General features: G+C 64.9%; 8 protein-coding genes. 7 read left to right on the top strand and 1 reads right to left on the bottom strand.

The annotated features are described in order from the left end of the window. Positions 1 to 238: 238 nt before the first annotated feature. From bcsQ to AC07T0_RS04320, 6 genes are read left to right on the top strand one after another with little or no spacing between them, the layout of a single operon-like run. Entirely contained in the window at positions 239 to 1,306 is a 1,068-nt protein-coding gene (gene bcsQ / locus AC07T0_RS04295) for a cellulose biosynthesis protein BcsQ (protein WP_495000011.1), read from the top strand. Then, entirely contained in the window at positions 1,303 to 3,504 is a 2,202-nt protein-coding gene (gene bcsA, locus AC07T0_RS04300) for a UDP-forming cellulose synthase catalytic subunit (protein ID WP_495000012.1), read from the top strand. Before bcsQ ends, bcsA begins: the two co-directional genes overlap by 4 nt. Continuing rightward, complete coding sequence (gene bcsB / locus AC07T0_RS04305; RefSeq protein WP_495000013.1) at positions 3,501 to 5,798, top strand: cellulose biosynthesis cyclic di-GMP-binding regulatory protein BcsB; 2,298 nt, start codon at positions 3,501 to 3,503, stop codon at positions 5,796 to 5,798. The genes bcsA and bcsB overlap by 4 nt, the downstream gene beginning before the upstream one ends. A gap of 11 nt (positions 5,799 to 5,809) precedes the next feature. Further along, positions 5,810 to 9,694, top strand: coding sequence for a cellulose synthase subunit BcsC-related outer membrane protein (locus AC07T0_RS04310; RefSeq protein ID WP_495000290.1), 3,885 nt, complete (start codon positions 5,810 to 5,812; stop codon positions 9,692 to 9,694). A gap of 18 nt (positions 9,695 to 9,712) precedes the next feature. After that, a complete protein-coding gene (locus AC07T0_RS04315; protein WP_495000014.1) occupies positions 9,713 to 10,372 on the top strand; it encodes an SGNH/GDSL hydrolase family protein in 660 nt (219 codons plus the stop codon). After that, positions 10,369 to 11,037 carry an alginate O-acetyltransferase AlgF gene (locus AC07T0_RS04320; protein ID WP_495000015.1) on the top strand — a complete coding sequence of 223 codons (669 nt, stop codon included), beginning with the start codon at positions 10,369 to 10,371 and terminating at the stop codon, positions 11,035 to 11,037. The genes AC07T0_RS04315 and AC07T0_RS04320 overlap by 4 nt, the downstream gene beginning before the upstream one ends. A gap of 4 nt (positions 11,038 to 11,041) precedes the next feature. Here AC07T0_RS04320 and AC07T0_RS04325 read toward each other — a convergent pair whose 3' ends face one another. Next, positions 11,042 to 11,518 carry an Lrp/AsnC family transcriptional regulator gene (locus AC07T0_RS04325; RefSeq protein WP_495000016.1) on the bottom strand — a complete coding sequence of 159 codons (477 nt, stop codon included), beginning with the start codon at positions 11,516 to 11,518 and terminating at the stop codon, positions 11,042 to 11,044. A 140-nt stretch (positions 11,519 to 11,658) separates the two neighbouring features. Here AC07T0_RS04325 and AC07T0_RS04330 point away from each other — a divergent pair, with 140 nt between their 5' ends. Beyond that, complete coding sequence (locus tag AC07T0_RS04330) at positions 11,659 to 11,997, top strand: ACT-like domain-containing protein (RefSeq protein ID WP_495000017.1); 339 nt, start codon at positions 11,659 to 11,661, stop codon at positions 11,995 to 11,997. Positions 11,998 to 12,073: the final 76 nt, after the last annotated feature.

Genomic DNA, 12,073 nt, shown 5'->3' on the forward strand with positions numbered 1-12,073 from the left:
CGCCGAAAATTTCTTGCATCGGTAAATCTGGTCTACATTTGAACCTGATAGAACGATAAAGCACTCTGGATTAACGCTAAGTGCCTTCGGTTCTATCGCAAGACGTTCAGGCGACACCTTTAAGAACACCATCGTTTGCCTCACCGCCTGGTGGGCATGCAGCACGACGGCATTGTGTGATTAGCCGTATCTGTCCCCTTTCCAAGATTTTCTTAGAATGGTACGGATGGGCGCTGTCATGCAGCCTTCAGATGATGACGATGATGTAGAAAACCTGATGCGCACGTTCGGTGCCAAGGCCGACCGCTATCGGGAAATCGAGGTGGCCAGGGTCTTCACCGAAACGCCACCGCCCGCCACCGCGCGCCCCCCAACGCCAGCGCCGACATCTGTCGAGCCCGCTTCACCGCCCGTCCAGGCTGATACCGCGTCGGCTGAAAACGCCGGAGCCCCGTCCCTGCGTACGCTGCTCCATGATCTCTCCCGGCAACGCCAGGCGCAGACCGCGCAACATCCCCAACCGGCCCTCGCCACCCAGGTTCCCGGGCGGATCGTCGCGCTGGTCTCGACCCGTGGCGGCGTCGGCCGCAGCACCCTGGCCAGTTTGCTGGCAATCCTGCTCAACAGCGCCGAGCGGCGGGCCATCGTCCTCGAACTCGACCCGCAGAATGCGCAATACCATCACCTTGGCACCCGCCCAACGGTGCACGGCATCTGCCAGGCCAGCCTGGAACAGCAGAGCTGGCGCGATCTCGCGCAAACCGGCTACGCCAACACCCAGTTGCTGGCCTTCGGCGAGAACGACCCACAGCAGTTGCACAGCCTCGAACACCAACTCGAAGCTGACCCGCACTGGCTGGCCCGTCATCTGCACGAACTGGCCCTCGGCGAGCATGACACGCTGATCATCGACACCCCCGCCGGCAGCACGCTCTATCAGGAGCAGGCGCTGCGCATGGCCGACCTGGTGGTCGCCGTCGTGCGGCCCGACGCAGCTTCCCACGCCGCGCTCGAGCGCCTGATCAGCTCGATCAAGCCCCACCTGGGCGGTGAAAGGCCGGCGAGTTGCGGGTTCGTGATCAACGGCGTGGACAACGCTCATGCCTTGTCCGTGGATATCGCGCAGATCCTCGAAAATCAACTGAAGGCGCAATGGCTGGGCACGGTCACCTGGGACGACACGATCGCCGAGGCGCTGGCCTATGAATGCAATCCGTTCGAGCAATCCACCGAATCCCGTGGCTGCCAGGACATCCTGGCCATCGCCGACAAACTCCACGATCAGCTGGAGTCACACCGCCCATGACCTTCGAACGTCGCGTCAATCGCCTGCTCGGCACTTCCCTGCGGCACATGCGCCAATGGTCCCAACCCTTGCGCCTGGGCCTTGTCCTGGGTACCGCGATACTCTGCGCGGTGGTCCTGGCGGGAGTGATCAGCGCTCCCGCGGACCTGCTCCAGCAAGCGCTGTTCGGCCTCGCCTGTCTGGTCGCGGTGCTGCTCTTGCGACGCCTGCCGGGTCGCCTGCCGATCATCGCGATGATCAGCCTGTCGCTGATCGCCTCGCTGCGCTACATGTACTGGCGTCTGACCGAGACCCTGGAGCTGGAGAACCTGCACGACATGCTGTTCGGCTACACCCTGGTGCTGGCCGAGCTCTATGCGCTGCTGGTGTTGGTCTTCGGTTACATACAGACCGCCTGGCCACTCAAGCGCCGGCCAATCCTGCTCAGCGAAGAGCCGGGGCAATGGCCCACTGTCGATGTGTTCATCACCACCGTCAACGAGTCGCTGGAGATCGTCAAGATCACCGTGTTCGCCGCGCTACGGATGAACTGGCCGGAAGGCAAGCTCAAGGTCCATGTGCTGGATGACGGCCACCGCGAGGAGTTCCGCCTGTTCTGCGAGAGCGTCGGCGCCCACTATCTGACCCGCGACAACAACCTGCACGCCAAGGCCGGCAATTTCAACGCGGCGCTCAAGGTCACCGACGGCGAATTCATTGCCGCCTTCGACGCCGACCACGTGCCCTCGCGCTCCTTCCTGCAAATCAGCATGGGCTGGTTTCTCAAGGACCCCAAGCTGGCCATGTTGCAGACCCCGCACGTGTTCTTTTCCCCAGACCCCTTTGAAAAAAACCTCAAGACCTACCAGGCGGTCCCCAACGAAGCCGAGCTGTTCTACGGACTGGTGCAAGACGGCAATGACCTGTGGAACGCGGCAATGTTCTGCGGCTCCTGCGCGCTGATGCGCCGGGCGCCGCTGGAAGCCATTGGCGGGATGGACGAAACGACGCTCACCGAAGACGCCCACACTTCGCTGAAACTCAACCGCGCCGGCTACAACACCGCCTACCTGGCGCTGCCGCAAGCCGCCGGCATGGCCACCGAAAACCTTTCGCGACATATCAATCAGCGGGTGCGCTGGGCCCGGGGCATGACGCAGATTTTCCGCACCGACAACCCCATGCTCGGGCGCGGCCTGAGCCTCGGCCAGCGCATTTGCTACAGCAACGCCATGCTGCACTTCTTCTATGGCTTCCCGCGCCTGGTGTTTCTCACCGCACCCTTGGCCTATCTGATTTTCGGCGCGCAGATTTTCCATGCCGCGCCCTTGATGGTGGCCGCCTATGCGGCACCGCACCTGCTGCTGGCCAACCTGACCAACTCGCGCATCCAGGGACGCTTCCGCCATTCGTACTGGAACGAGGTCTACGAAACGGTGCTGGCCTGGTACATCCTGGCACCGGTGCTGATGGGCATGCTCAAGCCAAAATCCGGGCACTTCAACGTCACCGACAAGGGCGGCGACCTGCATCCGGACTTCTTCGACTGGAAGATGGCGCGCCCTTACATCGTGCTGCTGGTCCTGAACATCGCCGCCGTTGTTTACGGGGTCTACGACTATCTCGGGGCCGATATCACCACCGATGAAACCGTGCTGCTCAACCAGGTCTGGGCCCTGTACAACGCCATCATGTGCGCCGCCGCCATCGCGGTCGCCAGCGAAAGTCGCCAGGTGCGGGCCGAACCCCGGGTCGAGGCGCAGTTACCGGTCGGCCTGCTGCTGGCCGACGGCACGCAGTATCACAACGTCACCCAGGACTTCTCGCAACATGGTCTGGGCCTGAAACTGGATGAAGGCCAATCGATTCCCCTCGGCACCCATCTGCAAGTCTCGCTGCTTCGTCACCAGCAGCACTATCACTTCGACGGCAGCGTGGTCTTCAGCCGCGCCAATACGCTCGGCATCCGCTTCGACCCGATGACCTTGAGCCAGCAAAGCGACCTGGTCCACCTGACCTTTTCGCGCGCCGACACCTGGGCGCGGAACTGGGGCACCAGCGTGCCCGACTCGCCACTCATGGCCCTGCGCGCGATCAGCGTCATTGCCGCGCATGGCCTCTCCGAGTTGCTCAAGGCAACCCTCAGATTACCCGGCCAGGCGCTCGAACGGCGGCGCTCCGGCACCTCTCCCTCAGCCCCTGCCCTGGACACGCCATGAGCCCGACATTCTCCGCTGGCAGCGATGGACGCTGCATTCGTTACGCTCTCCTGCTGCTGGTCTGCTGCGGTGTCTATCCCGGCGCCGGCAGCGCCGTGACGCAAACCGACAACCGCGCCAATCCGCTCGGCGCCGGCCAAGCTCAAGCGAGCGCCGGCGACAAGAACAGCTACAGCCTGACCTTCAAGCAACTGGGCCGCCGCGACCCCATGTACCTGCGTGGGGTCGAGTCGACCGACAGCGTCGACTTCGGGATTCGCGCCGACCAGGTGGTGACCGGCGCCCAGGTGGTCCTGCATTACGGCTATTCGGCGCTGATGCTGCCCGAGCTGTCGCAGATCAACGTGCTGGTCAACGACAAGGTCGCCGCCAGCCTGCCGCTGCCCCGGGAACAGGCCGGCAAGGACCTGGAACGGGTGGTCGAGATCCCCGCGCGGCTGATCACCGACTTCAACCGGCTGGACCTGCAACTGATCGGGCACTACACGATGCAATGCGAAGATCCGTTGCATTCGAGCCTGTGGGCCAGAGCCAGCAACGACAGCCAACTGAATATCCAGTATTCGCCCATCGTCCTGAAAAACGATCTGGCCCTGCTACCGGTGCCGTTTTTCGACCGCCACGATGCGCGCCCGCTGGTTCTGCCCTTCGTCTTCGACACCTCACCCAGCCCGGCCAAGCTGGAAGCCGCCGCCGCGCTCTCCTCCAAGTTCGGTGCTCTGGCCGCCTACCGTACCGCGACCTTCCCCGCCAGCATTGGGCAACTGCCGGCCAAGGGCAATGCGATTGTCCTGGTCACCCATCGCGAAACCCTGGCGCTGGGTGAACTGTCGAGCAACGCCGCCAGCGGTCCCAGCGTAACCATGATGAGCAACCCCAACGACCCCTATGGCAAATTGCTGGTGATCAGCGGGCGCAACGACGCCGAGCTGAAGATCGCCGCCATGGCCGTCGCCCTGGGCAGCAAGTCGATGTCCGGCGCCACCGCGCTGATCGACCACCTCGACCCGGTGCCGGTCCGCGTGCCCTATGACGCGCCCAACTGGCTGCCAACCGACCGGCCGGTGAAGCTCGGCGAACTGGTCGACACCCGGCAATTGCACGTCTCCGGCTACAGCCCCGCGGACATCATCGTTCCCCTGCGCCTGCCACCGGACCTGTTCGAGTGGCGCGGACGCGGCGCGCCGCTGCTGCTCAAATACCGCTACACGCCGCAGCAGTTCTCGACCAACTCGGCACTCTTGGTGCACCTCAACGATCACCTGGTGCGCTCGATGCAATTACCCTCGATCGCCAATCTCAACGGCGGGCCGGAGCTGCTCGACTGGCTCAAGAAAGACGACAGCCTGCCGCGCGAAGCCAGCATGTTCCTGCCCCTGGATATCGCCACCTTCGAGTCGCAGCTGCAAATGCGCTACCTGTATGACTATGTCAAACAAGGCGAATGCCGGGACGTCATCGTCGAAGACATGCGCGGCCAGATCGAGGGCGATTCGACCCTGGACCTGCGCGGCCTGGACCACTACACCGCGATGCCCGACCTGGGCAAATTCCGCGACAGCGGCTTCCCCTTCACCCGCCTGGCCGACCTCTCGGAAACCGCGGTGGTGATGCCCGACACCGAGGAGCCCGCCACCCTGAGTGCCTTTCTCACGGTGCTCGGGCGCTTCGGCGAATCCACCGGCTATCCGGCCAGCGGACTGCAGGTCATCCAGGCCCGGGACGTCACGACCGTCAGCGACAAGGACCTGTTGGTGTTTGCCAGCGGCAACGACCAGCCCCTGCTCAAGCAATGGGCCGACGCGTTGCCGGCCCGTAGCGAAAGCGGCCGGCACTTCTTCGACCTGAGCGACCTGGCGCTGCGCATTCACGACTGGTTCAGCCCCGACTCGCAAGCGGCGGTGCGCAAAACCCGCACCACCCTGGCCTGGTCGGGCAGCGGCACGCCTTACCTGGCCGGCTTCGAGTCGCCGCTCAAAAGCGGCCGCAGCGTAGTGGTGGTCGCCAGCAGCGACCCGGCGCGGCTGACCGAAGTGACCGCGGCGATGATCGGTGGCGATGACTACAAGGACCTGATCCAGGGCCGCCTGGCGGTGATCCAGGACAAGCAGATCACCACCCTGGCCGCCGACCAGCCGTACTACGTCGGTGAGCTGGGCTGGTTCAGGCACCTGCAGTTGCTGCTGTCGCGGCATCTGAGCGGCATGCTGCTCGCCGTCCTGATCGGCTTCGTGCTGCTCTGCGCCTTGATCTTCCTGGGACTGCGGGCCCAGGCCAAACGGCGGCTGTCGTGAGCCTGGCGCCGATGCGCGCGGGCCTGCGCCAGACCCTGGCCTTGCTGCTCGCCCTGACGAGCAGCGCGGCCCAGGCCGATGACCCGCAGGCGCAATTGATCGAACAAGGGCGCTACTGGCAGGCCCAGCACAATCCGGACCGGGCCATGGGCGCCTGGAACAAATTACTTCTGCTCGTCCCTGACCAACCCGAAGCGCTGTATGGCCTGGGCCTGAGCAACGTGCAACTCAAGCGCCCGGAAGAAGCGAAGAAATACCTCGCCCGTTTGCAGGCACTGGTCCCCCAACCGCCTCAGGCCCAGCAACTCGAACAGGACATTGCCCTGGGCAGCGATGAGCAGGCCCGGCTGCTGACCCAGGCGCGGCAACTGGTGGACGCCGACAAATACGACGAAGCGGTGAAGATCTATCGCCAACTGCTCAACGGTCGCCAGCCCCAGGGGGCATTGGCCCGTGAGTATTACTACCTGCTGGGTTACACCAAGGGCGGCGAACAGGAGGCCCGCGCCGGTCTCGAGCGACTGCTGCGCGAACACCCGGACGACCGCGCCGTCGCGCTGTTCCTGGCCAAGCACATGGTTCGCAACCTCGACACCCGGGCCGAAGGCATCCGCCGCCTGGCGGCCCTCGCCAAGGACAAGGATGTCGGCGGTGACGCCAACGAGACCTGGCGCTTCGCCCTGACCTGGATCGGTCCGCCGTCGCCAGCGCAAGTCCCGCTGTTCGAGCAGTTCCTCGCCGCGCACCCGGACGACAGAGCGATCCGCGACCTGATGAACAAGGGCAAGAGCCTGGCCCGCGGCTCCGCGGCACCCACCCGCAAAGTCCCCGCCTGGCAACGCGACCCGCAAGACGCCCAAGGCCTGCAAGCACTCGAAGGCGGTGACCTGGCCGCCGCCGAGCAGGCGTTCCAGACACGCCTCAAGGAAAAACCCAACGACCCTGACGCCCTTGGCGGCCTGGGTGTTCTGCGGCAAAAGCAGGAGCGCCTGAACGAAGCCGAGGACTTGCTGCTGCGTGCCACTCAACAGCCCGGCGGGCGCCCCTGGAAACAGGCGCTGGACAACGTGCGCTATTGGCGGCTGATGGCCGGCGCGAGCGAGGCGCAAAAAGCCGGACGCCAGGATCAGGCGCGAAAAATGATCGAACAGGCCGCCAGCCAGAGCCCCGCGCAACCGGCCAGCCAGGTGGCACTCGCCAACTTGCAGGCCGAGCAAGGTCAGTTGGCCCAGGCCGAGGCCAGCTACCGACGCATCCTCGCCAGTCATCGCGACGATCCCCAGGCCCTGAGCGGGCTGATCGCGGTGCTCTCGCAGCAGGGCAAAGCCGATGAGGCGCTCAAACTGATCGACTCGATCCCGCCGGCGGACCAGGCCCGCCTGGGCTCCGCCGTGTCCATCCGCGCGTTGCGCGCCACCCAGGTCGCGCGGCTCGCCGAACAGCGCGGTGACCTGCGCGCCGCCGAGCAAGCCTATCGCCAGGCGCTGGTGGACGACCCGGGCAATACCTGGACGCGCTTTGCCCTGGCGCGGATCTACCTGGGACAAGGCCGCACCCAGGCCGCCAAGGACCAGGTCAACGACCTGCTCAGACGCCACCCCGACCAGCCCGACGCGCTGTACACCCGGACCTTGCTCGCGGCGCAGCTGGGCGAATGGCAGGACGCCCAGGCCAGCCTGACGCGCATCCCGCCGGCCCGGCGTAGCCGCGAGATGGACGAACTGGGCAAGGAAATCGCCCTGCATGTGCAGACCGAGGCTGCCGTCGACAACCTCAGACGCGGCCAGCGCCAGGAAGCCCAGGCACTGCTGGCCCGCAGTCAGGCGCTGACCGCCGGCAAACCCGAACGGGTGGCGATCCTGGCCTCGGCCTATATCGACGCCGGGCAGCCGCAACAGGGCGTGGCCCTGATGCGCGACCTGGTGGAGCGCTCGCCCAGCCCAGACGCCAAACTGCAACTGCTGTATGCCGACATCCTGTTCAAGGCCGACCAGGACAACGATGCCGCCGACATCCTGCGCACCTTGCAAGGCTCGCGTTTCAACGAGGCCGATCGCCGGCACTACGCCGAGCTGGTGAAACTCTACCGCATCAAACAAGCCGACCAGTCGCGCGAGAAAGGCAATCTGGCCGGTGCCTACGACATCCTCAAGCCGACCCTGAAGCAGTACCCCCACGACACCCAGGCGATCTCGGCGCTGGCCCGGATGTACGCCGCCAATGGCAACAACGCCAAGGCCATGGCCCTGTACAAACCCCTGCTGCAGAACGACCCGCGCAATGCCGAGCTGCAACTGAGCGTCGCCAACCTGGCCGCCCAGGACCACGACTATGCCCAGGCCGACAAGTCTCTGAAGACCGCCCTGGCGCTCAAGCCGGGGGTGCCGAAGGTGCTGACCAGCGCCGCCGCGACCTACCGCGCCATGGGCAAAAGCGCCGAAGCCGCCGAGCTGCTGCGCCAGGCCGTGGCTATCGAAGGCGGCCAGCGCCGCGACGGCCAGCCCCTCGACAACCTGGACGACGACAGCGACAACCCCTTCCGCAATCAGCCTGGGCAAGCGCGTCGGGCCGCGGCCCGTTCAGAAGATCCGCTGATGCCGGGCAGCGAAGCGGCCGATACGATGCCAGCCGATCCGGCCATGGCCCCCTCGCTCTACGCCAGCTCGGACGCCGGGCTCGACAGCGACCCCGGCACGGCCGGCAATCCCTTCGCCAGCGGGCGCCGCTCAGGACCGCCCTCGCGCGCGGACCTGAGCCCGGCGCAGTTGGCCCTGAATGACATTCTCCAGGAGCGCAGCGGCTATATCGCCCAGGGCCTGAGCGTGCGCAGCAACAACAATGAATCGGGCCTGAGCAAGCTGACCGATGTCGAAACGCCGTTCGAAGCCAATCTGCCCGCCGGCGACAATCGCGTGGCGCTGCGGGTGACCCCGGTTTCGCTGCATGCCGGCAGTGCCCAGAACTTTAGCCTGACCCGCTTCGGCAGCGGCTTGTCCAGCGGCGCCCCCGGCTCGCAACAGGCCAACGGGGTGGGATTGGCGGTGGCGATGGAAAATCCGGAGCACGGCGTCAAGGCCGATATCGGCGTCAGCCCCGTGGGCTTCACCTACAACACCGTGATCGGCGGCGTCAACCTGGACCAGCCACTGGTGTCCAGCCCCAATCTGCACTACAGCATCGCCCTCTCGCGGCGCCCGGTCACCGACAGCCTGACCTCCTTCGCCGGGACCGAGGACCGGCGCACCGGCGTGACCTGGGGTGGCGTGACCGCCAACGGTGGGCGCGCCCAGCTCGGCTACGACGACCAGGAAGTCGGGGTCTACGGCTACGGCGCCTTGCACAAACTGATCGGCAACAACGTCGAGTCCAACACCCGCGCCGAACTCGGCGGCGGGATCTACTGGTACCTGGACAACCAGCCCGACGACAAGCTGACCCTGGGCCTGAGCACCACGGCCCTGTCCTATGAGAATAACCAAGGCTTCTTCACCTACGGCCACGGCGGCTACTTCAGTCCGCAGACGTTTTTTTCCATGGCGGTGCCGGTCACCTGGTCCCAGCGTTCCGACCGCTTCACTTACAAACTCAGCGGCGCGGTGGGGGTCCAGCATATCGACCAGAAAGGCGCCGACTATTTTCCCGGCCACAGCGCCGAGCAGAACGCCAACAACCTCTCCTATCCGGGTCAGAGCAGCACCGGTATCGGCTACAACCTGAATGCGGCGGGCGAGTACCGGCTCGGCTCGAACGTGCTGCTCGGCGGCGCACTGGGGGTGGATAACGCCCAGGATTACCGGGAGGTGAACGCCGAGCTGTACCTGCGCTACCTGTTCGAGAAAATGACCGGGCCCATGGCCTTGCCGGTCAGTCCGTATCGTTCACCCTACTCCAACTGATCCCTGGGAGCGTGCACCGTGGCAACCTCATCCGTACTGGCGGGCCTGGCAATCCTGATCATCGGCGACAGCCACCTGGCCACCCCGGATTTCCTCCTCAACCCGCTGCATGACGCCCTCGGCCGGCAAGGCGCCCAGGTCCACTCCCTGGGGATCTGCGGGGCCAATGCCGGCGATTGGCTCAAGGCCACGCCCAGTCCCTGCGGCGGCGCCGAGCGGCGCGGCAGCGGCGAGGCCACGGTGCTCACCGGCGCATCGACCCGACCGATCGGCGAACTGCTGGACAGTGACAAACCCAACCTGACCGTCATCGTCATGGGCGACACCATGGCCAGCTACGACAAACCGAGCTTCCCCAAGGCCTGGATCTGGAAACAGACCGACAGCCTGGTCAAGGCCATCGCCGCCCATCACACGCCCTGCGTCTGGGTCGGACCGAATTGGGGCAGCGAGGGCGGCATGTACGGCAAGACCTACGAGCGGGTAAAGACCCTGTCGGACTTCCTGGCGAAAAACGTCGCGCCGTGCAGCTATATCGACTCGTTGCAGTTTTCCACCAAAGGTCAGTGGCCAACCATTGACGGCCAGCACCTGACCCGCACCGGCTATCGGACCTGGAGCGACGACATCGTCAAGGCGCTGTTGCAGGCGCCGGCGCTCAAGGCCGTCAGAAAGTGAACCGGGCAGGCAAACTGCTGTTGAGCCTGGCGATGCTGCTGAGCCTCGCCGCCGCCCACGCCGATACCGCGCTCTATCCCACCGGGCCGAGCCGGGACTCGGCTTTCATTCGCTTCGTCAACGCGCTGGACAGGCCCCTCGACGTGCTCCCGGAGGGTGAACAGACACCTTCGACGCTGGCCCCATCGGTCATCTCGGGGTTCTCCACGGTGCCCGCCGACCGTCCCGTCAGCGGCACCTTGAGCAGTGCCGGGGTCAGCGTGCCAGTGACCTTGAACCTGGCGCCCGACGAGTTCGTAACGTTCGTGGTGGCTCCCGCTGACAAGGGCTTCGAACTGCTGACCGTGCGCGAACAACCAAAGGATTTCAATCGCCTGCAGGCCTCGCTGGCACTGATCAACGCCGATCCGGGCTGTACCGGCGGCGGTTTGCGCCGTGCAGGTCGGCAGGCGCCGCCGATTTTCCATGACCTGAACCCTGGTCTGCTGGAGCGGCGCGACGTCAACCCGGTCAAGCTGTCCGTGCAAGGTTTCTGCGACGGGACCTTGGTCACCGCACCCTTGGACCTGGGCCTGCTGGAGCCGGGAGAGCGCTATACAGTGCTGCTCCTGTCCCAGGACGGCAAACCGGTCCTGGTATCGGTCAAGGACGCCTTCGCCCAATGAGTACCTAGGCCGGGCGCAACACCGGCAAACTGGTGGTGGACTTGATCTCGGACAGGGCGACGATGGAGTTGACCTCCTGGATTCCCGGCACCAGCGACAGTTTCTCGAAGAAAAACCGCTCATAGGCCTCGATGTCCGCCGTGACGATCCGCAGCAGGAAATCCACCGCGCCCATCAGCACATAACATTCCAGCACCTCGGGGAAACCGCGAATCGCCTCGGTGAACTCGGTGAAGTTGGAGCGACCATGGGCGTTGAGTTTGACCTCGGCGAAGATCTGCGTGTTGAGGCCGATCTTCTTGCGATCCAGCAAGGTCACCTGGGCCCGGATCACCCCGTCTTCCTTGAGCCGCTGAATCCGCCGCCAGCAGGGCGACTGGGACAGGCCCACCTGCTCGGCAATCTGCGCGCTGGAAAGCGAAGCGTCCTCTTGCAGCAACGCCAGGATCCGGCGGTCATAGGTGTCCAGCTCGCCCTGCATAAAAAAACCCCTTGATCGTAAATTTACGAATAGATCATGTCTTGCTCAGTGCTTATCCGCCCATCATAGATAAGAAATACCCGGCCCAGCGTGTAAAAATTCCCCACGACTATCCAGCCGCCGACCCAGGACCCTCCGCCATGCCCTCTCCCGAAGCCGTCCATGACGCTCCCGCCCGCGCCGATGTCTGGGCCAGCGGCAACCCCCACTGCCGGGTGCGCTACCAGGTGCTCGCCGAAGCGCAACCGGACCTCTTGTGTCGTCTGCTGAACCTGTTTGCCCTACAGTTCCTGACCCCGCACCAGGTGCAAGTGCAACAGGACGACGGTCTGCTGGCGATCGATATCGAGCTGGACGGCCTGAGCTGGCACCGCGCCCAGGTCATCGCTGAAAAAATGCGCAATCTGATCTGCGTCTGCTCGGTGGCCCTGCAACCGAGCCAAGGCGCACAACTGCATGGCATACAGACGGCGGGCTGAAGGTTTTTTGAAAAGAATCGCAATCTTTGTCTTGGTATCGACGCCAACGTCAGGCAGCCTCGCGTCTATTCTTGGT

This window comes from Pseudomonas sp. GW821-FHT04D07 (assembly GCF_059420225.1).

Coding starts and splice junctions, on each gene's coding strand:
- bcsQ (WP_495000011.1), top strand. CDS start 239: ATGCAGCCTTCAGATGATGACGATGATGTAGAAAACCTGATGCGCACG.
- bcsA (WP_495000012.1), top strand. CDS start 1,303: ATGACCTTCGAACGTCGCGTCAATCGCCTGCTCGGCACTTCCCTGCGG.
- bcsB (WP_495000013.1), top strand. CDS start 3,501: ATGAGCCCGACATTCTCCGCTGGCAGCGATGGACGCTGCATTCGTTAC.
- AC07T0_RS04310 (WP_495000290.1), top strand. CDS start 5,810: ATGCGCGCGGGCCTGCGCCAGACCCTGGCCTTGCTGCTCGCCCTGACG.
- AC07T0_RS04325 (WP_495000016.1), bottom strand. CDS start 11,518: ATGCAGGGCGAGCTGGACACCTATGACCGCCGGATCCTGGCGTTGCTG.
- AC07T0_RS04330 (WP_495000017.1), top strand. CDS start 11,659: ATGCCCTCTCCCGAAGCCGTCCATGACGCTCCCGCCCGCGCCGATGTC.